Annotated in this window: 22 protein-coding genes; 9 read left to right on the forward strand and 13 right to left on the reverse strand. The window is 64.3% G+C overall.

Annotated elements, in window-relative coordinates:
• The 4 genes from thrC to ACREC7_RS00790 form a co-directional block, all read left to right on the forward strand.
• The coding region (thrC, locus tag ACREC7_RS00775; RefSeq protein ID WP_431553775.1) for a threonine synthase at nucleotides 1-964 on the forward strand (964 nt) is incomplete at its 5' end.
• Nucleotides 961-2,241 (forward strand): M16 family metallopeptidase, encoded by a 1,281-nt coding sequence (locus tag ACREC7_RS00780; protein WP_431553776.1) that lies wholly within the window; start codon nucleotides 961-963, stop codon nucleotides 2,239-2,241. The genes thrC and ACREC7_RS00780, both read left to right, overlap by 4 nt.
• Nucleotides 2,242-2,255: 14 nt before the next feature.
• The gene (locus ACREC7_RS00785) at nucleotides 2,256-2,843 is read left to right on the forward strand and encodes a GNAT family N-acetyltransferase (protein WP_431553777.1); all 588 of its coding nucleotides are present in this window, start codon (nucleotides 2,256-2,258) and stop codon (nucleotides 2,841-2,843) included.
• Nucleotides 2,844-2,913: 70 nt separating this feature from the next.
• Nucleotides 2,914-5,925, forward strand: a complete 3,012-nt coding sequence (locus tag ACREC7_RS00790; protein ID WP_431553778.1) for an EAL domain-containing protein — start codon at nucleotides 2,914-2,916, stop codon at nucleotides 5,923-5,925.
• Here ACREC7_RS00790 and ACREC7_RS00795 read toward each other — a convergent pair.
• Nucleotides 5,911-6,522: a YqgE/AlgH family protein gene (locus ACREC7_RS00795; protein ID WP_431553779.1), complete on the reverse strand. Its 612-nt coding sequence runs from the start codon at nucleotides 6,520-6,522 to the stop codon at nucleotides 5,911-5,913. The genes ACREC7_RS00790 and ACREC7_RS00795 overlap by 15 nt on opposite strands.
• A 229-nt stretch (nucleotides 6,523-6,751) precedes the next feature.
• Between ACREC7_RS00795 and ACREC7_RS00800 the strand changes: the two genes are divergently transcribed.
• The 3 genes from ACREC7_RS00800 to ACREC7_RS00810 all read left to right on the forward strand — a co-directional run bounded on the left by ACREC7_RS00800 (nucleotide 6,752) and on the right by ACREC7_RS00810 (nucleotide 8,679).
• Nucleotides 6,752-7,567, forward strand: coding sequence for a protein-disulfide reductase DsbD domain-containing protein (locus ACREC7_RS00800; RefSeq protein WP_431553780.1), 816 nt, complete (start codon nucleotides 6,752-6,754; stop codon nucleotides 7,565-7,567).
• Nucleotides 7,568-7,657: 90 nt separating this feature from the next.
• On the forward strand, nucleotides 7,658-8,143 hold the full coding sequence (locus ACREC7_RS00805; protein WP_431553781.1) for a peroxiredoxin: 486 nt from the start codon (nucleotides 7,658-7,660) through the stop codon (nucleotides 8,141-8,143).
• A gap of 113 nt (nucleotides 8,144-8,256) precedes the next feature.
• Entirely contained in the window at nucleotides 8,257-8,679 is a 423-nt protein-coding gene (locus ACREC7_RS00810; protein ID WP_431553782.1) for a CBS domain-containing protein, read from the forward strand.
• Between the two features lie 197 nt (nucleotides 8,680-8,876).
• On the opposite strand, the gene rnhA is transcribed toward ACREC7_RS00810, so the two are convergent.
• The 3 genes from rnhA to ispH are packed head-to-tail and all read right to left on the reverse strand — an operon-like array spanning nucleotide 8,877 to nucleotide 11,317.
• Complete coding sequence (gene rnhA, locus ACREC7_RS00815) at nucleotides 8,877-9,350, reverse strand: ribonuclease HI (protein WP_431553783.1); 474 nt, start codon at nucleotides 9,348-9,350, stop codon at nucleotides 8,877-8,879.
• A gap of 4 nt (nucleotides 9,351-9,354) precedes the next feature.
• The gene (gene thrB / locus ACREC7_RS00820) at nucleotides 9,355-10,323 is read right to left on the reverse strand and encodes a homoserine kinase (protein WP_431553784.1); all 969 of its coding nucleotides are present in this window, start codon (nucleotides 10,321-10,323) and stop codon (nucleotides 9,355-9,357) included.
• Between the two features lies 1 nt (nucleotide 10,324).
• Nucleotides 10,325-11,317 (reverse strand): 4-hydroxy-3-methylbut-2-enyl diphosphate reductase, encoded by a 993-nt coding sequence (gene ispH / locus ACREC7_RS00825; RefSeq protein ID WP_431553785.1) that lies wholly within the window; start codon nucleotides 11,315-11,317, stop codon nucleotides 10,325-10,327.
• Nucleotides 11,318-11,563: 246 nt separating this feature from the next.
• Between ispH and ACREC7_RS00830 the strand changes: the two genes are divergently transcribed.
• Entirely contained in the window at nucleotides 11,564-12,139 is a 576-nt protein-coding gene (locus tag ACREC7_RS00830; protein WP_431553786.1) for a hypothetical protein, read from the forward strand.
• Between the two features lie 35 nt (nucleotides 12,140-12,174).
• Here the strand turns inward: ACREC7_RS00830 and ACREC7_RS00835 are convergent, their stop codons facing one another.
• Together ACREC7_RS00835 and ACREC7_RS00840 are read right to left on the reverse strand one after the other, a co-directional pair.
• Nucleotides 12,175-12,909 carry a lysophospholipid acyltransferase family protein gene (locus tag ACREC7_RS00835; protein WP_431553787.1) on the reverse strand — a complete coding sequence of 245 codons (735 nt, stop codon included), beginning with the start codon at nucleotides 12,907-12,909 and terminating at the stop codon, nucleotides 12,175-12,177.
• A 237-nt stretch (nucleotides 12,910-13,146) separates the two neighbouring features.
• The gene (locus ACREC7_RS00840; RefSeq protein WP_431553788.1) at nucleotides 13,147-14,997 is read right to left on the reverse strand and encodes a lipase maturation factor family protein; all 1,851 of its coding nucleotides are present in this window, start codon (nucleotides 14,995-14,997) and stop codon (nucleotides 13,147-13,149) included.
• 257 nt (nucleotides 14,998-15,254) lie between these two features.
• Here ACREC7_RS00840 and ACREC7_RS00845 point away from each other — a divergent pair, with 257 nt between their 5' ends.
• The gene (locus ACREC7_RS00845) at nucleotides 15,255-16,013 is read left to right on the forward strand and encodes a class I SAM-dependent methyltransferase (protein ID WP_431553789.1); all 759 of its coding nucleotides are present in this window, start codon (nucleotides 15,255-15,257) and stop codon (nucleotides 16,011-16,013) included.
• Here ACREC7_RS00845 and ACREC7_RS00850 read toward each other — a convergent pair.
• The 7 genes from ACREC7_RS00850 to ACREC7_RS00880 all read right to left on the reverse strand — a co-directional run bounded on the left by ACREC7_RS00850 (nucleotide 16,010) and on the right by ACREC7_RS00880 (nucleotide 22,844).
• On the reverse strand, nucleotides 16,010-16,501 hold the full coding sequence (locus ACREC7_RS00850; protein WP_431553790.1) for a F0F1 ATP synthase subunit B: 492 nt from the start codon (nucleotides 16,499-16,501) through the stop codon (nucleotides 16,010-16,012). The two genes, ACREC7_RS00845 and ACREC7_RS00850, sit on opposite strands and share 4 nt — an antisense overlap.
• 2 nt (nucleotides 16,502-16,503) lie before the next feature.
• Entirely contained in the window at nucleotides 16,504-16,989 is a 486-nt protein-coding gene (locus ACREC7_RS00855; RefSeq protein ID WP_431553791.1) for a F0F1 ATP synthase subunit B, read from the reverse strand.
• Between the two features lie 35 nt (nucleotides 16,990-17,024).
• Nucleotides 17,025-17,252: a F0F1 ATP synthase subunit C gene (locus ACREC7_RS00860; protein ID WP_431553792.1), complete on the reverse strand. Its 228-nt coding sequence runs from the start codon at nucleotides 17,250-17,252 to the stop codon at nucleotides 17,025-17,027.
• 45 nt (nucleotides 17,253-17,297) lie between these two features.
• Nucleotides 17,298-18,014: a F0F1 ATP synthase subunit A gene (locus tag ACREC7_RS00865; RefSeq protein ID WP_431553851.1), complete on the reverse strand. Its 717-nt coding sequence runs from the start codon at nucleotides 18,012-18,014 to the stop codon at nucleotides 17,298-17,300.
• Between the two features lie 87 nt (nucleotides 18,015-18,101).
• Nucleotides 18,102-18,488: an AtpZ/AtpI family protein gene (locus tag ACREC7_RS00870; RefSeq protein WP_431553793.1), complete on the reverse strand. Its 387-nt coding sequence runs from the start codon at nucleotides 18,486-18,488 to the stop codon at nucleotides 18,102-18,104.
• Nucleotides 18,489-18,735: 247 nt separating this feature from the next.
• Complete coding sequence (smc, locus tag ACREC7_RS00875) at nucleotides 18,736-22,191, reverse strand: chromosome segregation protein SMC (protein WP_431553794.1); 3,456 nt, start codon at nucleotides 22,189-22,191, stop codon at nucleotides 18,736-18,738.
• Nucleotides 22,192-22,253: 62 nt separating this feature from the next.
• Entirely contained in the window at nucleotides 22,254-22,844 is a 591-nt protein-coding gene (locus ACREC7_RS00880; protein ID WP_431553795.1) for a DsbA family protein, read from the reverse strand.
• Between the last annotated feature and the right edge of the window lie 19 nt (nucleotides 22,845-22,863).

Below are 22,863 nucleotides of genomic sequence, written 5' to 3' on the forward strand. Positions count from 1 at the left end.
CATCTTCATCCTGCACCCGAAGGGGCGGGTGACCGAAGTGCAGCGCCGGCAGATGACGAGCGCGCATGAGCCGAACGTGCACAACATCGCGGTTGAAGGCACCTTCGACGACTGCCAAGGGATTCTGAAGGCGCTGTTCAACGACGCTCCCTTGCGCGAGGAGCTTTCGCTCACCGGCGTGAACTCGATCAACTTCGCCCGCATCCTTGCCCAGATCGTCTACTACTTCACCGCGGCCGTGGCGCTCGGCAGCCCCCACCGCGAGGTCTCCTTCGCCGTGCCCACCGGAAATTTCGGTGATATTTTCGCGGGTTACGCGGCGAGAAGCATGGGCTTGCCGGTCAAGCGCCTCGTTATTGCCACGAACCTCAACGACAGTCTCGCCCGCGCTCTGTCGACGGGGATTTACGAGCCAAGGGGCGTGATCGCCACCTCCAGCCCGAGCATGGACATTCAGCTTGCGAGCAATTTCGAGCGGCTTCTGTTCGAGCTCGTGGGCCGTGACGACGCACAGGTCAGCGCGCGCATGGACGAGCTTCGCGCACACGGCGCCTTCCATCTGGAGGAGGGCGAGATCGCCGAGATGCGCGCTCTCTTCGCCGCCCATTCGATCGGTGAGCACGAGACCGAGATGACCATCCGTGGCCTCTTCGCCGAGACTGGCGTGATGATCGACCCGCATACCGCCGTGGGGCTCGCTGCCGCGCGGACCGAGCGTGTCGACACGCCCATGATCGTGTTGTCGACGGCGCACGCGGCGAAATTTCCGCAAGCCATCGAGCGAGCGCTCGGCCGTCTGCCGGAGCAGCCGGAGCGGCTCAAGGCAAAGCTCGGCCAGGAGGAGCGCCTGACCGTGCTTGCCAACGACTATGCCTCCATCGCCCAATTCATCGTGAGCCATGCGCGCGCCAAGACTGACGGCCGCAAGGCCGCGAACAAGGCTCCGACCGGGGTCGGCGCGTGAGTGTCGTCGTGTCCAGGCTGGCCAATGGCCTTACCGTGGTGAGCCATGCGAGGCCCGATGTGGAGACTGTCTCGCTCGGCCTCTGGGTCGGCGCCGGCAGCCGCAGCGAGAGCCCGCCAGAGCACGGCGTCGCCCATTTTCTCGAGCACATGGCCTTCAAGGGCACCGACCGCCGCAGCGCGCAAGCCATCGCCGAGGAGATCGAGGCGGTGGGGGGCGAGCTCAATGCCGCCACCGGTGTCGACTCGACCGCCTATTACGCACGGGTTCTGCGCCAGGATTTCGGACTTGCGCTGGATATCTTGAGCGACATCATTCTTGCCCCGCGCTTCGACCGCACCGAGCTTTCCCGCGAGCGCGATGTGATCCTCCAGGAGATCGCCTCTGCGCAGGATTCCCCTGAGGACATGGTGTTCGACTTGGTACAGACCACGGCCTTTCCCGATCAGCCGGCGGGGAGGCCGATCCTCGGCACCGCCGACAGCGTCAAGGGATTCAAGTCCACCCATCTCAAGAGCTATCTCTCCACCCATTATCAGGCGCCGAACATGGTGCTCGCCGCCGCCGGCGCCGTCGATCACGAGAGGCTGCTCGCCGAGGCTGAGCGCCTGCTCGCGCCGCTTAATTCGGGCACGACGCCGGAGCCCGCGCCAGCGCTTTACCGCGGCGGCGTGGCGCGCAACGAGAAGTCCTTCGAGCAGACCCATTTGGTGCTCGCCTTCGAGGCGCCTCCCTACCGCCATGCCGATTATTTCGCCGCGCAAGTCTGCGCCGGCGCGCTTGGCGGAGGCATGTCCTCGCGCCTGTTCCAGGAGGTGCGCGAGCGCCGCGGGCTCTGTTATGCCATCCACGCTTTCGCCTCCGGCCTTTCCGATACCGGCATGTTCGCGATCTACGCGGCTTGCGGGCCTGACCGCGCTGCCGAGCTTCTCGCCGTGCTGCGCGACGAGCTCCACCGCGCCGCCGAGAGCGGCTTCAGCGAGGAAGAAGTCGGGCGGGTCAAGGCCCAGCTCAAGATGGGGCTTCTTGCCGGGCTCGAAAGCAGCGGCGCCAGGGCCGAGCAGCTCGCCCGCCAGATTCTCATTCACGGGCGGCCGCTTACTACGCAGGAGCTGATCGAGAAGGTCGAGGCCGTGACCCAGGCCGACGTGCAAAGGATGGCAGGGAACCTGCTTGCCTCAGCCGTCAGCCTCGCCACCGTCGGGCCCATTCTTCATGTTGCAAGATTCGATAGCCTGGCGGCAAAATTCACGAATGTCTCGAGCGAGGCCGCCTGAGGAGCATTGAGACCATGGCGTTGCTGCGTACCGCCACCTCTAGCGATCTGGGGCCGGTGATCCAATCGGATCGCGTGCTCCTGCGCACGCCGCAAATGTCGGACTACCCCGACTGGACCGAGCTTCGCGCCGCGAGCCGCGAGTTCCTCACGCCCTGGGAGCCGCTCTGGGCCGCCGACGAACTGACCCGCGCCTCCTTCCGCCGCCGGGTCCGCCACTATCTGCGCGACCTTCGCGAGGACATGGGCTATGCGCTGTTCATCTTCTCGGCGGCAAGCGGTTCTCTGGTCGGCGGCCTCACCCTTTGCAACGTGCGCCGTGGGGTCACCCAGGCCTGCACGCTCGGCTACTGGATCGGCGCCCAGCATGCCCAAAAGGGTTATATGACGGCTGCCGTCCGCGCTGTTATCCCTTTCGTGTTCGATTCGCTCGAGCTGCACCGGCTCGAAGCGGCCTGCCTGCCCGCCAATGTCGCCTCCGTCAAGCTTCTGGAGAGGACCGGCTTCACACGCGAGGGAATGGCGCGCCGCTATCTGAAGATCAACGGCGTGTGGCAAGACCATCTGCTGTACGCGCTGCTTGAAGGCGACAAACGCCGTTAGGAGCCGATCGGGAGCGCCATTGATAGACGGCAAGGTGACGGAAGTGGGCCAGGGAGCAAGGAGAGGACGCTTGGCGTGTCTTGTCGCGCTCCTGCTCGCTTTTGGCCTCACCCTCATGCCGTTGCCGCGCGGGTCGGCCTTCGCCGTCGAGCCCATCGTGGTCAAGCCCGAGCAGGAGAAACTCGACATCACGTCGCTCGGCGAGCTCTATGAGGGGCGCGGCGACAAGCTGCAGATCGAGACCGCGCCGGGCCAGGACGGCTATGTCGGCCGCATGGCGGTGCAGGCGACCACGGCAGGCACCAGTCCAGGCTGGCTCGTCTTCGCGCTCACCAACCCGACCACCGAACGCATCACGCGATGGCTTGCCGCGCCGCGCTATACGCTCGCCAATTCGCGCGTGCTCTCGCCCGATCTCGACGCCGGCCGGATCGCCGCCATCACGCCGTCACTGGGCTTCAGGCCCGAGCGCATGAAGAGCGACCGCGCCGACATGTTCCGCTTGAGCCTCGATCCTGGGCAGACCATTACCTTCGCCGCCGAGCTGAGCTCGCGCCAGGTGCCGCGGCTCATGCTGTGGGATCCAGAAATCTATCAGGCGAAGCAGCAGGACCGCATGCTGTTCAACGGCGTGCTGCTCGGCATCACCGGACTGCTCGCCATCTTCCTGACGGCGATCTTCGCCGCCAACCACCGCGCCATCTTCCCGGCGACCGCGCTCGTGGCCTGGGCGGCTCTCGCCTATTTCTGCGTGGACTTCGGCTTTTGGAGCAAGCTGTTCCCGGTCAATGCCGATCATGTGGCGGTCTATCGCGCCGCGGCCGAGGCAGCGGTGGCGGCGAGCCTCGTGCTCTTCCTCTACGCTTTTCTGCGCATCGGCATGTGGCATGGCTGGATCAAGACCTTGTTCTGGTGCTGGATCGCCGCCCAGTTCGGCCTCGTCCTCTTTGCCGTCGTCGATCCGCGGGTCGCCTCAGGCCTCGCCCGCAGCTCGCTCCTCGGCATCGCCGCCATCGGCACCTGCCTCATCGCCTATCTTGCGCTGCGCGGCCAGGATCGCGCGCTTCTGCTCATCCCGAGCTGGATGCTGCTACTCGTCTGGCTGTTCGGCGCCGCCATGATCGTGCTCGGCAAGCTGTCCGGCGACATCGTGGTCTCAGGCCTTGCCGCTGGCCTGGTTCTCATCCTCGTGCTGCTCGGCTTCACCGTGACCCAGTTCGCCTTCCGCTCGACCGGTGGCCCGCTCCAGCTCGGGCCGGTAAGCCAGGTGCAGATGAAGTCGCTCGCCGTCGACGGCTCAGGCGCCGCCGTCTGGCAATGGAACGCCGGCAAGGATCAGATCACCGTCGCCCAGGAGGTCGAGGAAGCGCTCGGCGCGCCGCCTGGCACCCTCGACACCACCGTCGACCGGTTCCTCCAGCACATGCATGCCGCCGACCGCGAGCGCTTCCGCCTGATGCTGTGGTCGCTGCAGGAAAACCAGGGCGGCGAGCTGCAGACCGAATTCCGCTTGAAGCGCCAGGACGGCAGCTATCTGTGGTACGAGCTCCGCGCCCGCGCGGCGCCGAGCGACAATAACCGGCTGCTCCGCTGCGTCGGGCTGATGCGCGACATCACCAGCCTCAAGCGCTCGCATGAGCGGCTGATGCATGATGCCGTGCATGACAGCCTGACCAGCCTGCCGAACCGCGAGCTGTTCCTCGATCGACTGCAAGGCGCCATCACCCGCGCCCGCGAAGGGCAGATGAACCGGCCCACGGTGATGATCATCGACATCGACCGCTTCAAGAACGTCAATAAGAGCTTCGGCCTCGCCGTCGGCGACAGCATGCTGTTGACCCTTGGGCGCAGGCTCTCCCGCCATCTCAATCCGCAAGACACCCTTGCCCGTCTCGGCAGCGACCAGTTCGCCATTCTCATGATCTCCGAGACCGATCCGCGCCAGGTGGCCACCCTTGCCGAGCGCGTGCGGCGCGCGCTGCGCACGCCGATGAAGATCGGCGGCAAGGAGATCGTGCTCACCGCCTCGATCGGCATCGTGGTCGATGACGGGGTGCAGCCGACGGCGCAAGATCTGTTGCGCGAGGGCGAGATCGCCATGCTCAGGGCGAAGCGCGCCGGCGCCGACCGCATCGAGATCTTCACCGCCTCGATGCGCGGCGAGGACGATAGCCGGCTGCCGCTCGAAAGCGAACTCCGCAAGGCGCTCGAGAAGCGGCAGATCGTCGTGCTCTACCAGCCGATCACGCGCCTTGCCTCGAACCAGCTCGCAGGTTTCGAGGCGCTGATCCGCTGGGATCATCCGACGCGCGGCCAGCTCAGCCCCGACGAGTTCGTGCCCATCGCCGAGGAGACCGGGCTGATCAGCGAGCTCGGCAGCTATGTGCTGGGGCAGGCCCTGGAGGAAGCAAGAAGCTGGCACAAAATGCTGCCGCGCGAGCGCGACCCGCTCTTCGTCAGCGTCAACGTGTCGAGCCGCCAGCTCTTCCGCCAGGATCTGGTGCAGGAGATCAGGTTGATCCTCGCCAAGGAGGCGGTGCCAAAGGGGACGCTCAAGCTCGAAATCACCGAGTCCCTGGTCATGGAGAACCCCGAGCGGGCCGTGGAGATTCTTACCTGGCTCAAGACCTTCGGCGCGAGCCTGGCGCTCGACGATTTCGGCACCGGCTATTGCTCGCTGAGCTACCTGCACCGCTTCCCTTGCGACACCATCAAGGTCGACCGCTCGCTCGTGCGCGACTCAGGGCTCAACGGCTCGACGCCGATGATCCTGCGCTCGATCGTGGCGCTCTCGCACGAGCTCGGCAAGGAGGTGATCGCCGAAGGCGTGGAGACCGCGGAGGACGCCGCCTATCTCCGCTCGATCGGCTGCGAGTTCGGCCAGGGCTTCTATTACGGGGAGCCGATGACGCCGAAGGAGGTTGCCGACCTGTTGTCGGCGCTCGCGAGCCACCGCAAGCGGCAGCAGCGCGAGCGGTCGAAGGCGGCGGCGAGAGGCCATGTCGCACCGGCGCCGGTGGCGAGACCGGTGGCGCAAGCGGCACCGCCGCGGCCGAAGCCAGCGGCCTCAGGCATGTCCTGAATCGTTGACCAGACGCCAGGGGTCGATGCCGATCTTGCCGAGCGCGCGATTATATTTGCGATCGACTTCCGGATCGAAGATCAGCTCCGGGTCGGCCGCGCAATGCAGCCAGCCATTGGCCTGGATCTCGCTCTCGAGTTGCCCAGGCTCCCACCCGGCATAGCCGAGCGCCAGCAGCGCCTTGTCGGGGCCGGTGCCTTTGGCGATATCGCGTAAGATGTCGATGGTGGCGGTGAGGCACACGCTCTCGTCGATGGGCAGCGTGCTCTCAGCCTTGAAATAGTCGGCGCTGTGCAGGACGAAGCCGCGGCCGGTTTCGACCGGTCCGCCGAGATGCACCGCCATGGCGCCGAGTCCCATGGGCAGCCTGATGCGCTCTTTCGGCGGCACGATGTTGAGTTGTTCGAGAAGCTCGGTGAAGCTGATATTGGGTGCGCGGTGATTGATGATGATGCCCATGGCGCCATCGGCCGAGTGGGCGCACATATAGATCACGGCGCGGGCAAAGCGCGGATCGCCCATCGCCGGCATGGCGACGAGCAGGCTGCCGTCGAGGTAACCGTCGCGCTGACGTTGCTGTGCGGTGGAACGCGGCATCTGACAAGACTACAGGCGAGGTCGGTCCGTTGTGAAGGAAAATTGGTGGATTAACGCGCGCGCGGCCACTTTGGTCGCAAGGGTCACGAAAGAGTGACGCCTTAGTGTTGCGGCTTGCGTCGCGCGCCACAATTGTTGCCGCTAGAGTTGCCTCCGGCTCTTCAAGCTTATGGTGATGATGATCGAATTCCTAATGAAGCGCGCTCGCTTGCTCGGAAGCATTCTTGCCATGACCTTGTGCCTGGCGTTCGCCGGCGCAAGTCACGCCGCCTCTCCCGGCGAATCCCCTTGGGTCCGGGAGACCTATTCTAAGGTGCGGCTGGTGAGCGGCAGCGTTGCCGGCATGAGCGGCGACCGCATGATCGCCGGTGTCCAGATTCGCCTCGAGCCAGGCTGGAAGACCTATTGGCGCATGCCCGGCGATTCCGGCGTGCCTCCGAGCTTCGACTGGTCCGGATCGAAGAATTTGCGGAGCGCAGAGGTGCTCTATCCGGCGCCGCGCCGCTTTACCGACGCGAGCGGAACGGAAATCGGCTATGTGGACGAAGTGGTGTTCCCGGTGATGGTCACGCCGGAACGCCCGGACGAGCCGGTCGAGCTCAAGCTCAATGTCGACTATGGCCTGTGCAAGACGCTGTGCATCCCGAACCAGGCTAACCTCAGCATCGAGCTTCCCGCGCACACGGCAGGGAAGGCGGACGATCCCTTGCTCAAGCGCTTCGTCGACCTCGTGCCAAGGCCTGCCGAGACGGGCAAGCTGCCGGCCCTAGGCGGCATCGAAGCGAAACTCGATAGCACCAAGCCTGAGCTCGTCATCGACGCGAATTTCGCTGACGATGCCACCGGCACCGATCTCTTCGTCGAGGCGCCCGGCGGAGCGTTCGTTCCGGTGCCGAAGCCTCTCGGCCCGGTGCAAGACGGCAAGCAGCGCTTCGTGGTCAGCTTCGCTTCGCCTGAAGAGGCGGCTGCGATCAGGGGCAAGCCTCTAACGCTCACCTTCGTGTCGGACGAAGGCGCCCGCGAAGCGAGCGTCACGGTCGAGTAGTACCGTTCGACCCAACAAGCTGCCTTGGCCGTTGCCGCTTAAACCGGTATGGTCCCCGCGAAATTCACCAGAAGCCTCCCGGAGGTAACCATGAGTATCGGTATCGGAGACCGTCTGCCCGAAGCCACCTTCCGCGTGCTCGGGTCGGAGGGAATCGACAAGCTGACCACGAAGGACGTGTTCGCCGGCAAGAAAGTGGTGCTGTTCGCGGTGCCAGGCGCCTTTACGCCGACCTGTCATCTCAAGCATCTTCCTGGCTTTCTCGACCATGCCGATGCCTTCAAGAAGAAGGGCGTGCACACGATTGCTTGCGTCGCCGTGAACGATCCCTTCGTGCTCGATGCCTGGTCCAAGGCCGCCGGCGGCAAAGGCAAGGTGTTGTTTCTCTCCGACGGTAACGGCGAGTTCACCAAAGCCATCGGCATGGACTTCGACGGCAGCGGCATTGGTCTCGGCACCCGCTCGATGCGCTACGCCATGCTGGTCGACGACGGCGTGGTCACGGTGCTCAACGTGGAAGAGTCTCCCGGAGTCGCCGATGTGAGCACCGCGGAAAAGCTTCTCGCCAAGGTTTAGCGCGACCGCTGGCCTCGTGCCACGTCAACCAATCCGTTGTATAGTAGCGAGCAAGGGACGGGGGACCTCGCTCGCATTGACGAGTGCATGCGAACAACAACGGAGGCTCCGCCATGAAAGTCAAAGAAGTGATGCACAAGGGCGTCGATTGGGTCGGCCCCGAAACGCCCATCACCGAGATCGCGAAACTGATGCGTCAGCACGACGTGGGCTCCATTCCCATCGGAGAGGACGACAAGCTGATCGGCATGGTGACCGACCGCGACATCGTGTGCAAAGGGTTGGCGCAAAATGGCTTCGATGCGCGCCGGGCGACGGCGCGCGATGTCATGAGCGAGGGCATTCATTGCTGCCGGGAGGACGATGACCTCGCCAAGGCGGTGAAGCACATGGAGACGCTGAAGATCCGCAGGTTGCCGGTGATCAACAAGAGCAAGCGTCTGGTCGGCATTCTCAGCCTTGGCGATCTCAGCAGTTCGGCGTCGACCGAGCTCCTGTCGGAATGGGCCAAGAGCGTTTCCGCCCATCATCACTAGGCTGCGCAAAGCTGAGCCAGGCCAGTTCCCCTCTCCCCTTGAGGGAGAGGGCTTTCCGCCGCGATCTTGCGCGAGCGACGCTTTGCGCAAGTCGCATGGCGGGAAGGGTGAGGGGTGACAGTGAGCGAGTCTTCTTTCGAACCCCCCTCCCTATCCCTCCCCCTCAAGGGGGGAGGGGAGAGCGAGTTTCGGGACAATCAATCCTCGTCCGTCTTACGCTTGCGGTGCGCGAGATAAGGCGCCATGCCCTCGCGGGCGAGCTCGTCGGCGCGCTCGTTCTCGTCATGGCCGTCATGGCCCTTGACCCAGTGCCAGCTTACGTGGTGCCGCTCAGCCGCCTGCTCCAGCCTCTGCCACAGCTCGATATTGCGCACCGCCTTCTTGTCGGCCGTGCGCCAGCCGTTCTTCTTCCAGCCCTTGATCCAGCTCGTGATGCCGCCGCGGAGATAGTTCGAGTCGGTATAGAGATCGACATCGGACGGCGCCTTCAGCGCCTCGAGTGCTGAGATGGCAGCCATCAGCTCCATGCGGTTGTTGGTGGTGAGCTGTTCGCCGCCCTTCAGCTCCTTGCGGTGCTGGCCTGACTGAAGAATGACACCCCAGCCGCCGGGACCCGGATTTCCCGAGCAGGCCCCGTCGGTATGGATCACTACATTTGGCTTTTCGCTCAAATCCTCAGTGCTCCCCGAGTCCGTAGTCGCGATACGACCTCACCTTTCGATGGAATCGCAGCTTGCGCAGATATTCGTTCGGGTCCCTGCGCTTGACCAGGGCCTCGCCGTCGGTGTTGAGCCAGTCATAGGAGCGGGTGAGCAGGAAGCGCAGCGCCGCACCGCGCGCAAGCGTTGGCAGCGCCGCAAGCTCGTTCGCCGCGAGAGGCCGCACGCCCTCATAGGCCTGGAGGAAGGCGCGCGCCTTGGTGATGTTGAAACTCGCGTCGGATTCGAAGCACCAGGCGTTGAGGCAGATGGCGATGTCGTAGGCGAGCAGGTCGTTGCAGGCGAAGTAGAAGTCGATCAGGCCCGACACCTCCTGCCCGAGGAAGAACACGTTGTCGGGAAAGAGGTCGGCGTGGATCACGCCTTGCGGCAAGTCGCGCGGCCAAGCCTTTTCGAGATGGGCGAGCTCCTTGGCAATCTCGGCCTTAAGCCCACGAATGACGGTGTCGGCGCGATCGCCAATGGCGTTGACGAGCGCTTCCCAGCCCGACAGCGACAGGCTGTTGGCGCGGGTTTGCGCAAAGCTTTCGCCCGCCACGTGCAAGCGCCCTAGCGCCTTGCCGAGGCTCGCGCATTGCTCGATCGAAGCGCGCCGCACCGAGATGCCGTCGAGAAAATTGATGAGCGCCGCCGGACGCCCGGCGAGCTTGCGCAAATTCCGCCCCTCACGGTCATGCACCGGGAGCGGGCAGCGTATGCCGCGAGCGGCAAGGTGCTCCATGAGCGCGAGGAAATAGGGAAGGTCCTTGGGCGCCACGCGCTTCTCGTAGAGCGTCAGGATGTAGCGCCCGGCTTCGGTCTGCACGAGATAGTTCGAGTTCTCGACCCCCTCGGCGATCCCCTTGCAGGAGGTGAGAGCGCCGATGTCGTAGCTCTCGATGAAGGCGTCAAGCTCTTCGTCGGCGACCTCGGTATAGACTGCCATGCTAGCGCGAAGGCCCGTCTCGAAGCTGGCGCGGCAGCTTGAAGGCGATGTCCTCCTCTGCGGTGACCACGCTTTCCACGTGAGCGGCAAAGCGGGCCTTGAAGGCCTCGACGATCGCCTCGACCAGCACCTCCGGCGCCGAGGCTCCGGCGGTAACGCCGAGGCTGCTGATCCCTGCGAAATCGCCCCAATCGATCTCGGCTGCGCTTTGCACCAGCATGGCGCGGGGGCAGCCCGCCCGTTCGGCCACTTCCACCAGTCGCAGCGAGTTGGAGCTGTTGGGCGAGCCGACCACGATCAGGCGGTCGCAAAGCGGCGCGATGCGCTTCACCGCCTCCTGGCGGTTGGTCGTGGCATAGCAAATATCGTCCTTGTGCGGGCCGACCATGCGTGGAAACCGCTCCCTGAGCACCTCGGCGATGGCGCGGGTGTCGTCGACGGAAAGCGTGGTCTGGGTGGTGTAGGCGAGCGCCTCGGGGTCCTTCGGGGTGAAGGCGCGGGCGTCGGCGACGGTCTCGATGAGATGGACGGAGCCTTCCGGTAACTGGCCCATGGTGCCGAGTACTTCCGGGTGGCCGGCATGGCCGATCAGGAGCACCTCGCGGCCAGCTTCATGGTGGCGCTCGGCCTCGATATGCACCTTTGAGACGAGCGGGCAGGTGGCGTCGAGATAGAACAGGTTGCGCGCTTGCGCAGCCTCCGGCACCGATTTCGGCACGCCGTGAGCCGAGAAGATGACCGGCGCTTGGGTAGCCGGGATTTCGTCCAATTCCTCGACGAAGATGGCGCCCTTGGCCTTCAGCGTTTCCACCACGTGGCGGTTGTGGACGATCTCATGACGCACATAGACGGGCGCGCCGTATTTGGCGAGCGCAAGCTCGACGATCTGGATGGCGCGGTCGACGCCGGCGCAGAAGCCGCGCGGCGCCGCGACATAGATGGTCAGCGGAAGAAGGCCTGCTTGCGGCCTGATCTCGTCGCGAATGCCAGTCATCTTCGTCCCGGGAACGGTGCTAAAGGGCTGAAAAGGCGCCCAAGTCGGCCCTTGTCGGGCTTCCGGACTGGGGATAGTTTGACAGCCAATTTCGGGGAAACCGGCTGCCAAGACCTCATTCGAGCCTTCGCGGGTCTCGCCCCGCGGCATATCAGGCGGGGAGGCCCGGCGTGTCAAGCTGAGGACGGGGACAAGTTGAGGCGTTCTTGCGCTCTTTGGCTCATGCCGATTTGCCGGGCGGGGAGCGTGCTGCTGGCCGCGCTGCTCCTGTCTGCTTGCGCCGTGTCCGGCTTCTCCAATCCCTTCAAATCGGGCGACGCGCCGCTGCCGGTCAGCCAGGATGGGATGCTCGCCGAGGCCAAAGCCGACGCCCCCCAAATGGCGCAGCTCACCGGCGACAACCTGCATTGTCCGCAAATCGTGGCTTGGCCGCATGACCGGCTGTTGACGATTTACGCCGACGGCCGGGTTGGCGACGCGCAGGCGATCATGCATCGCGGCGAGATCACCAGGCTTGCGCGTCAGTGCCAGATCTATGCCGACCGCGTGGTGGTGAAATATGGCTTTGCCGGGCGCGTGCTGCTTGGACCAAAGGGCACGCCGGGGCAGGTGACGCTTCCCGTGAACATCAAGGTCGCCGACGCCGACCGCAAGGTGCTGGCGAAAGACACGGCGAGCGTCACGACCATCGTCCCCTCGGAAAATCCGGTCGGCTATTTCTCGATAGTCAAGGAAATTAGCTTCGCCGTCACCATGGGCACGCGGCCTGAGGACTATAAGGTGTTCGTCGCCTTCGAGCGCAGCCAGGCAGGGGCGGGGTAATCGGCCCTGCCGGGGCCATCACTGCGTCAGATCGCTTAGGCCTTCTCCAAGCTGAATGGGAAGGCGAGAGGATCCTTCCCGCCTGCCAAGCCATAGGCCCGCTGCGTCACCTCGTTTAGGCCCTGCTCGACGGCGAGCCGCGTGGCTTCCAATTCGATCGAGCCCGCGCCCTCCGGTACCACGATCGGATCGCCAACGACGATTGCAAGCTTGGAAAAGGGCAGATTGAGCGTAAACGCGCTCCAGCTATTGAGCGCGACATAGCGGTTGGTCGCCATGGCGCACGGCACGATGGGCCGTCCCGAAAGCTTGGCAAGCAGCGCAATGCCGATGCCAGCCTTGCGGGCAGGGCCAGGCGGAGCATCTGCCGTCAGCGCGAATGTCGCGCCATTTTTCAGCGCGCGGAGCGCGCCTCTGAGCGCCGCGGCGCCGCCACGGTCCTTCCGCCGCCTGCCGGCGCCGGCGCCTCTGACCACGCGCATGCCAAAGCGCTGGATCGTATTTGCCAGGATCTCCGCGTCGCCGTGGCGCGAGACGATTATGGCGATGTCGGTGTCCGCTTGGGGCCTGATCGCTGGCACCATCATGAATTGCCCATGCCACATGGCGAAGATCTGCGGGTGCTGGGAGAAAAGCTTCTCGTCTGTGTCTGGAGGGTCGCGCAACACGCGGCTCGTACGAACAACGAGACGAATATAAAACTCGGCGAACGCACTCCCCACGGCGGTGACGACGTTCGAGTGATAGAGCTTCCTCAGTCTTGCCGCCACAGCGACCCCGTTACCCGCTACTGCTATTTCTCACGAGAGGGCCGGCGCCAGGACGCCCGCGCCGAGCGGTATGTGCGGAACCCCAACTGATCCGGGCAATTCGTTTCTTGGAGCTGACAAGCCGAAGCGGGACCATCCAAGCTTGATAAGGACTAACAAAAGAAGTCCGCGGTGAGGCAAAATGGCAAGACTTGACGCCAATATGGACCTATCACGCAACGCTGGAGTTTGCGCGCCTTATTGGCCGGGTCGCACTTTCAGATGCACCGCCGGAAAGTACTGTCCCAACAAGCGCCGGTCCCACCATTGGCCGGCCGCCTTCTGATCGCTGCCGGAAAAAGTGTAGTCGTAGAACTGCGCGCGCACATAAGTGGGAGGCTTGTCGGCAAAGGGATTGCTCGCAAGCAGCGCCGTCACGGTCGGCTCATTCTCCAGCAACCGCTCGAGGAACCGCCAAAACCAGCGAAGGCGCTGCGGATTGTCGAGCGCTGCGAACCACATCTGCCAGTCGAGGCGCGGCTGATGCGGGATGTTCCAGGGCGGCGCGCGCGCGACATCGCCCGGCTTGTAACGGAATTCGTATTCGTGCCAATCGACGCCGTCATAAGAGCCCTCGATCACGATCTCGCGCCGCTGCGTGGTCATGATCGAAAACAGTCCGTAGGCGCTGACCATCTGCAGCGGGCTGAACCAGCCGTCCACCGTCCGCGCAAAGTCCGGCGGGCTGCCGCCGAAACGCAGATCCATCCGCACCAGGCTGCAAAATACCAGCAACAAAGCCACGGCGCCGACCACCGCCGTCACCGCCGTCCGCGGGGCATGAGGTCTTGGCTGCAGCAGCCGGGGCAGGCGAGACGGCAATAGGCTGCGCAACGCCGCGTCATCGAACAGCGGCAGGCAGAGCAACATGGTCTGAAAATTGAACCAGTTGTAATTCCCGGTGATGAGAATGGAAAATTCGAGCAGCAGGAAGCCGAAGGCCGCGAAGAACCGAAGCCGCCGCGGGGCGAAGATCAGGAACGGCAGAACGAGCTCGATGACGAACATCGTGCCGGTAGCGAATTTCAACAGGCCCGGCGGCAACTGCGCGGCGTGCCACGCGATCGTCGTGGGCAGCGGCTGGGAAAAAAAGTGATAGGAGAGCGCCGATAAGTCCCACCAGCTCGGATCGAGGCTCAACAGCTTGACCACGCCCGACATGAACATGAAGCGGAACAGCAGCCAGCGTAACAGCCAGATGCCCGGAATCGTGGCGAAGCTCATCAGAAGAGCGGCAAACCCGGTCTCCAGCAGGAACGCCTCCCACTGGTAGGTCATGAAGGTTTGCCCGGCATAGGTGAGCGAAAGGTAGAGTGCAAAGAGCAGAAACAGGGTGAGGCGCGGCAGAACGTTCACGACGAGCAGCAAAGACAGCCCGGCGCCCGCCCAGCACACGGCAGCAATGGCGGCGTCGCTGTCGTTCAGCCAGAACACCATCGGCACGAGGTAGAAGCGCTCAGGTCCGAAACGCGCAGCGACGTTGTTGACGAATTCGGCGAGCGGCAGGATGCCGTGGCTGCCGATCAGCCCTTGCGCCTGCACGGCGAAGGAGACGAAGGCTGCGAGGTAGACGAGGCCGAGCAGTCGCAGGAACAGGAAGGAGACGAGGTCGTAGCGCGGCGGCTCGTGGTTTCTGCCCCACAACAACAGGCTGATGCGGAAGAAAGCCGGGCGGTGCGCGGCGGTGAAGGCGTAAGCCCATTCCGAGACGGGCGCAAAGCCGGGCACATGTCGGTAGAGCCAGAGCCAGAACGCCTTGCCGCGCGCGTTGCTCAGGGTGAGGAAACTCGCCTCGGCGGCGCTGGCGCGGCGTCCGTCAGGCGCGATGTATTGCACCGCGCGCTGAAACTCGGCCTGCGGGATGTCGGGATATTGCGGCGCGACGTCTTGGTAGGGCCGGTAGTCGACACGGTCGCCGGTAAGCTTCTGCCAGTAGCGCGCCCAATAGACGCAGAACCCGCAATCGCCGTCATAGATCAGCAGCGGCCGCTGGCCGGGCGCCGGCGTTTGAGCGGCGGATGCTGGCTGATCTTCGGATGTCTCTTGCACGTGCACCGACGGCGACTGGCGGCCAAATCACTCTTTGACGCACAATCCTGGGCCAGTTTGACGGCCCTGGCAACGAGGCGCTTCGTGCGTTGTAAGAGGCACCCCCGAATACAGCCTTCAAAAGCATCATTCGACTGTGATTGACTATCGTGTCCAAGTCCGCTCGCATTGGAGAGCGATTTCCTGAGCTCGTTTTTCACCCTTCGGCATTGGCTGCCGCCGAGGGAGAAGCGGTTTTGTCAGCTGGGAGTCATAGCATGGGGCCGCCGCGCTCTCGCGCCAAGCTCGACGAGAGGTCGCGCACCGCGAAAGCGCAAAAGATCGCGATGCTGTCCGGAATCGTCCGACCGTCGCCCGGTGCCACAATGCTCTATTTCGGGTCGGGCTCCGATTACATTCCAGCCTATTTCTCCAAGCTGGGCTTCGGGGAGGCCGGTACTTTCGCCGTCGGTGTCGTCGATTCAGAACGAGTCAGTTCGGGGTATCAGTTCACCGATATACGCGGGACCGAACTCCCGTTTCCAGACGGGCGCTTCGACTTCATTATTTCCAACCATGTCATCAAGCATTTTGCGGGTCGAGAGCAGCACACGCATTTGGCTGAGATCGGCCGCTGCCTGCGCGACGGTGGCAAGCTCTATATTGCCGTTCCGAACCGCTGGGGTCTCATCGATGCCCACTATCGACTCCCCTTACTGGGTTGGCTGCCGAGGCATCTGGCCCATAGCTATTTGCGATTGACCCGAAAAGCCGACAAGTACGAATGGTACCCGTTGTCGCGCCAAGAGATTCTTCGCCTGCTTCAACTGCAGGGCTTTCAGGCCGAGGATGTCACGCTACGAGCCATACGCCTCGCAGTTGAAAAGGAAAATACCGGTTTGCCTCGACTGGTCTCCGGTCTGCCCGCTTGGATCTGGCGCTTGCTTCGCCCCGTAGTCCCAACTCTGTTCTTCGTGTGTACGAACAGAGAAAGTGGCATCCGAAAGGGTATCGGACAAATCGGAGGCGGCCGCTAGTTCAGCTTCGATTTGAGCGTGTCGATGCTCTCCGAGACGAGCTTCTCCGCCCGGTCCGGCGTCAGCTTCTCGGCGATCAGGGTCTGCGCCGCGGCGATCGCGGCATCCACCGCCACGCTTCTCACCTCGCGTATCGCGTCGGCTTCGGCCCGCGCGATCTTCTCCTCGGCAAGCTTCATGCGGCGGTCGAAATGCTCCTTCACCGATTTCCGGGTCTCGGCGGCGAATATTTCCGCCTCCTTGGCGGCAAGCGCGACGATGCTACCGGCTTCGTTTGCCGCCTCGCCTTCCTTGCGGCGGTAATCGGCGAGAACCTTCTCGGCCTCGTTGCGCAAGCGGCGCGCTTCATCCAACTCCTTGCCGATCTCAGCCGCGCGCGCATCGAGCACGCTGGCAAGCTTCTTGTGCACGCCGAAATAGAACAGCACGCCCAAGAAGATGAAAAACGATACGGCGACCCAGAACTCAGGCTCGGTGATGAATTCCATGGTCACTCCTTGCGCGCGCCGGCAACCGCCGCGGCGACTTCGGTCTGCGATGGTGCCACGCCGATCAGCCGTCGCACGATCTCCGCCGCGGTCTCCGAGGCCACGGCATTGACGTCCTTAAGCGCCGAGTCCTTGGCCTCAAGGATGCGCGCTTCGGCCTCCGCCGATTTGGCGGCAAGGTCCCGCTCGAGCGCGGAGCGCTCGGCCGCGACCTCGTCCTTCAGCCTGTTGCGGCCCTCTTGCGCGATTGCATGGGACCGCGCCTTGGCCTCGGCCAGCGCCTGCTCGTAGGCGGCGATGGCTTCCTGGGTTTCGTGCCTGAGCTTGTCGGCCTCTGCGAGATCGCCCGAGATACGCCCTTGCCGCATCTCGATCACGCTGCCTATCTTCGGCAACGCCACCCGCTTCATCAGCAGGTAGAGAACGCCGAAGGTGATGACGAGCCAGATGAGCTGCGGCGCCCAGTCGAGTGGGTTGAGCTGCGGCATGGGCCTGTGCCTCTCGGTTACCCGGCGGGGTAACGCTAGAACACGAACAGGATGATCAGCGCCACCACGAGGCCGAACAGGCCGGTGGCCTCGGCCAAAGCAAAGCCGAGCAGAAGATTGGCGAACTGCCCGGGTGCGGCGGAGGGATTGCGCAGGGCGCCTTGCAGATAGTTGCCGAAGATCGTGCCGATGCCGACGCCAGCGCCGACCAGCGCGATCGAGGCAAGTCCTGCGCCGATCAATTTCGCTGCTGAAGGATCCATGTCTACTCTCCCCTTGAGGATTGAAGTTAAAGGTGAATTCGTCGCTCAATGATGCATGTGCAGGGCATCGTTGAGGTAGATGCAAGTGAGGATGGCGAACACATAGGCCTGGAGGAACGCGACCAGGATTTCAAGCCCGGTGAAGGCCACCATGAAGCCGAGCGCAGCCCAGCCGCCGAGAAAGCCGAGCGCCACCACGAAGGCGCCGAACACTTTCAGCATGGTGTGGCCGGCCATCATGTTGGCGAACAGCCGCACCGACAGGCTTAAAGGTCGGGTGAGATAGGAGATCACCTCGATGACCACGAGCAGCGGCAGCATGACGAAGGGCACGCCGTCCGGCACGAAAAATTTTAGGAAATGCGCACCGTGCTTCCAGAAGCCGATCAGCGTGACGCCGATGAAGATGAAGGCGGCAAGCGCGAAGGTGACGATGATGTGGCTGGTCACGGTGAAGGAATAGGGCACCATGCCGAGCATGTTCAGCGTGAGCACGAACATGAACAGCGTGAACACGAAGGGGAAATATTTCATGCCGTCGGTGCCGACATTGTCGCGCACCATGCTTGCCACGAACTCGTAGGACATTTCAGCCACCGACTGGAGCCGCGATGGGACGAGCGCGCGCGAGCGCATAGCGTAGAGGGTAAAGAGCGTGATGAGGCCGGCGGCGATCACCATGAACAGGGCGGAGTTGGTGAAGGAGGCGTCGAAGCCGAACAATTTGAGCGGAATGATCCGCTCGATCTCGAACTGATGCATGGGGTTGGGCAGCCCGCTCCCTGCACCGTGCGCCGTGGGCTCCACATTCTCCAGTCCGGGCGGCTCAGCAGCCAATGTCTCACGCTCCTAGTCGTCGTCATCGTCAGCAGGCAAATCATTGCCTGGCAGGGGTCCCGCCGCGGCCTGCCGCCTTTGCGCGCTCCGTACCACGTTCAAGATCCCGGCGGCGGCTCCAAGGATCAGGAACACCACCATCAGGATCGGGGCAGTCCCGAACAAGCGATCGAGCGCCCAGCCGATGAAGCCACCGACGGCGACGCCGGCGATCATCTCGGTCGAAAGCTTGAGCGCCTCCCCCATGGCCGAGCCCCGATCTTGGCTTGCGGAAGATGCAGGTTCATGACGCGAACGCGCGTCGCGAACCTTGCCTTCCAGATCGTGCAAGCGCCGCTTAATGGCCTCAGTTTCGCGGTCCCTGTGGCCGCGTCCGGGCTTCTCAACGGCTCCCGCCATATCGCTGCTCGATCTTTGGGAACGGCTTAAAGGGCCGGCCGGCCCAAGCTTCGGCGGCACCTTAAAGTTTGGCCTTTGGCGCTGTCAAGGACGGGAAAAGGGGTCTTGCGAGGCCTGAAAGCTTGGGGTTTCGGCTGTGGCCTTGCGCTTCGAGACGCCGCTTTCAGCGGCTCCTCAGCATGAGGCGCTACACCTCACCCTGAGGAGGGCCGAAGGCCCATCTCGAAGGGTGAGGCCAGGGAATGCGCTAGCTCGCGTCGCGGAGGCGCTCCGCCGTTTCGAGATCGACGGAGACGAGCTGGCTCACGCCCCTCTCGGCCATGGTGACGCCGAACAGCCTGCTCATGCGCGACATGGTGAGTGGGTGGTGGGTGATGATGAGGAACCGCGTGTCGGTCTCCTTGGCCATCTCCTCCATGAGCAGGCAGAACCTCTCGACATTGGCGTCGTCGAGCGGGGCGTCAACCTCGTCGAGCACGCAGATCGGCGAGGGGTTGGTGAGGAACACGGCGAAGATCAGCGCGAGCGCGGTGAGCGCTTTTTCGCCGCCAGACAGGAGCGTCAGCACTTGCGCGCGCTTGCCAGGCGGGCAGGCGAGGATCTCAAGCCCCGACTCCAAGGGATCGTCGGAATCGACGAGCTGCAATTCGGCGGTACCGCCGCCGAACAAGGTCTGGAACAGGCGCTGGAAGTGTTCGTTCACGCTGTCGAAGGCCTCAAGCAGCCGCTTGCGGCCTTCGCGGTTCAGATTGGAGATGCCCTGGCGGAGGCGGGCGATCGCCTGTTCCACATCGGCGCGCTCGCGCTCCATCTCCTCAAGCCGGGTGGCAATGTCGGCCTCTTCCTCCTCGGCGCGCAGATTGACGCCGCCAAGCCGCTCACGATCGCCTCTGAGCTTCAAAAGCCGCCCCTCGACCTCGGCAAGGGCGGGAAGGGGAGCGCCGGGCTTCATGGCGGCAAGCGCAAGGCATGCTTCCGGCGCGCAATCGAGCTGCTCGCGAATGGCGTGGGCGACCTCGCTGCGGCGCTCGCGCGCCGACTCAAGCAGCGCCTGGCTGCGCGCCCGCGCCTCGCGCGCGCCCGCGAGCTTCTCCTGCACCTCGCGCAAGGCCTTCTCGCGGCGCTTGAGCTCGGTCTCGGCGATCGCCAAATCGTCGGCGGCCTTGCTCCGCTCGCGCTCGGCAGCATTGATGGCATCGAGCAGGCGCCCGCGCCGCTGCTCGATTTCTGCCGGGAGATTGGCGAGCGCGGTAAGGTCGGCACGCGTCTCGGCCTCGCGCGCGCGCAAGGTTTCGATCTGCTCGCGCGCTTTGGCGATGCGGTTCTGCCAGAGCTCCTGCTCGGCCGCGATCGCCTCGAGCCGCTCCTGCCTCAGCCGCGCTTCCCGTTCGAAGCCTTCCAATGCCGCCTCTGCCCTGGCCGCTTGCGAGCGGCTCGCAGCGGCCTTCGCTTGCGCGCTCTCGAGTGAAGCTTCGAGAAAAGAGAGCGGGACAAGACCAAGCAAGGCGGTCTTGACCTGCTCGCCCTGTTGGCGCGCTTCGTCAAGTGCAGCGCGGGTTCGCGCGATCGCTTCGGCGAGGGCGCCGAGCTGCTTACTGTTGGACTGGGCCGCATGCTCGGCGGCGGCGATTGCGTCGCGCGTGCGGTCAAGCTCGCCGTGCGCCTCCTTGGCCCTGTGGCGAAGAGTCTTGGTCTTCTGCCCGGCACTCTCGGCTTTGCCCGTGGCCTCGGCGAGTTCAGCCTCAGCGGCGCTTGCATGGGCCTCAGCCTTGGCTCTTTCGTCTTTGAGCGCCTCGAGCCGGCTCCGCTCGACGAGCCGTGCCCCGGCCGCGCTCGCTGCACCGGACCTGATGCTATAGCCGTCCCAGCGCCAGAGATCGCCCTCCCTGGACACGAGCCGCTGCCCAGGGGCAAGCTCTGTTTGCAAATCCCGCCCTCGCTCTGCCGCGACGACGCCGATCTGGGCGAGGCGGCGTGCCAGAGCCCTTGGCGCTTGGACGAACTGGCTGAGCGGGGTTGCGCCCTCAGGGAGCGCTGGATCGCCTGCGCGTGCTACCGCGAACCGCCAATGGGCCGGCGCCGTCTCATTGTCAGCGGCGTCGAGATCGTCGCCAAGGGCCGCCCCAAGCGCCTGCTCGTAACCGGAATCAACTTTGATCTCATCGACGATCGGAATCCATTCGCCGTCATGAACCGGCGCGAGCAGCTTGATCAGCGTGGCAAGCTCGGTCTCTACTTCCTGGCTAACAAGCTTGGCGGAAGCGGCCAGAGCGCGCATCTTTGCTTCATGGAACCGCGCGGCATCCTCATCGGATTCGGCGGTGGCAAGCTCAGCCTCGATCCCTTCGACGAGAGTCGAAAGCCTGGCGAGCTCGGCATTGAGCTCGGCGAGCTTTGTGTCGCTTCCAGCTTCGGATTCGAGCTGGGCGAGGTTCTGTCCGAGCTCGCTCGCTTGGGCTTCCAGCTGGGCCAAGCGCTCCTCGATCTTGGTTTTCTCACTCTCAAGACGACCACCCTCGGCGCGAGCCTTGACGAGCCCGGTGGTCGCCTGGCTCAACACCTGCTCGGCGGCAGCAAGCGTCTCTCCGGCCCTTGCCGCGGCCTCGCGCAATAGCGGCTCTTGACGGTCGCGAGAGCTTGCCGCCTCAAGGCGACGCCCCTCCTCGCCAAGTCCGCGCAACATGTTTTCAGCCTCGGCGATGTGCTCTTCCTCGCGGGCGAGGTCGCGCGAGGCCTGCGCCAGCCGCGTCTCCAACTCCGCCTGGCGCGCCTTGGCTCGCGCCTCCTCGCGCTCGAGCGCATCGCGCTCGACGCTCAAGCGATGCAGCACCGCGGCGCGCGCCGCTTCCTCGTCGCGCAAGGGCTGAAGTTCCTCGGCGGCTTCGGCCTGCTGGCGCAACGCCTCGCCTTCAGCCTTGGTTTCCTGGGCGACCATGCCGAGGGCGGCCTGAAACGCTGCCTCTTCCTGTTCAACATGGGCGCAGGCCGAAACCCAGTGCAGATGATGCTGCAAAGCCTCGGTCTCGCGGATTTTTCCGGAAATCTCGCGGTAGCGCTGGGCCTGGCGGGCCTGGCGCTTCAGCGCCTGCAATTGCGTAGTGAGCTCGCCGATAAGATCGCCGAGGCGCTCGAGATTGGCTTCGGTGGCCTTGAGGCGAAGCTCGGCTTCGTGGCGCCGGCTGTGCAAGCCGGCAATGCCGGCCGCATCTTCTAGCACGCGTCGGCGCTCCTGCGGCGCGGAATTGACGATCTCCCCGATCCGGCCTTGGCGCACCAGCGCGGGAGAACGCGCACCGGTCGCGGCGTCCTCGAACAGGAGGCGAATGTCGCGGGCGCGCGCATCCTTGCCGTTGACCCGGTAGGCCGAGCCAACTTCGCGCTCGATGCGCCTGGTCACCTCCAAATCGTCGGCGTCGTTGAACTCCGCCGGTGCGGTGCGCGCGTTATTGTCGATGAACAGCGTCACCTCGGCGGTATTGCGCGCCGGACGATATTGCGAGCCGCCGAAGATCACGTCGTCCATGGCCGAGCCGCGCATGCTCTTATAGGAGGTCTCGCCCATGGCCCAGCGCAGCGCCTCGAGCAGGTTCGACTTGCCGCAGCCATTCGGCCCGACCACGCCGGTGAGCCCCGGCTCGATCAGGATCTCGGTCGGCTCGACGAAGGACTTGAAGCCGAGAAGGCGAAGACGGGTGATCTTCAATTGCGTGTTGCCTTAGGACATGGGAAGCGACGCGCGATTCAACGCATCTCAGCACCGCAGGATCACGTCGACGACTGCGGGCCAAGCAGAGCCTTGAACTCTTCGAAGGTGATGAAGCCTTGCGCCTTGCGGCCATTGGCAAAGAAGGTGGGCGTGCCGACCACGCCAAATTTCCGCCCCCGCTGCTTCACCTCCGTGAGCCCGTCGATAATGGTTTGATTCGTGAGGCATTTGTCAAACGTCTCACGCGACATGCCGCTCGATTTGGCCACCGAATAGATGGCGTCCGGGCGCACCTCCTGGCTCACCCATTCAGGCTGGCGGAGCAGGAAAGCGTTGAACAACGAGAAATATTTGTCCTCCGGCGCGCAGCGATTGATGATGGCGGCGGCCCCTGAGGTGTGACCGATGGGGAACTCCCGCACGATGAAGCGGATCTTGCCGGTATCGATCAGCTCCTTCTTCACCCGGGGAAACACCTCCTTCTGGAAATGGGCGCAATGGGGGCAGGTGAGCGAGGCGTACTCGATGACGGTGATGGGAGCGTTGGGACTGCCGAGTGCCCGCTCGCCGAGCGGCCCGTCGGCCATCAGCTCCGCGACCGGAGGCACATTGAGCGCCTTGTCGGCGGCGGCGTCTGCGGTAGGACCCACGCCTCCGCCGCACCCTGAA

It is taken from the genome of Methyloceanibacter sp., from assembly GCF_050728395.1.
Taxonomy (GTDB): domain Bacteria; phylum Pseudomonadota; class Alphaproteobacteria; order Rhizobiales; family Methyloligellaceae; genus Methyloceanibacter.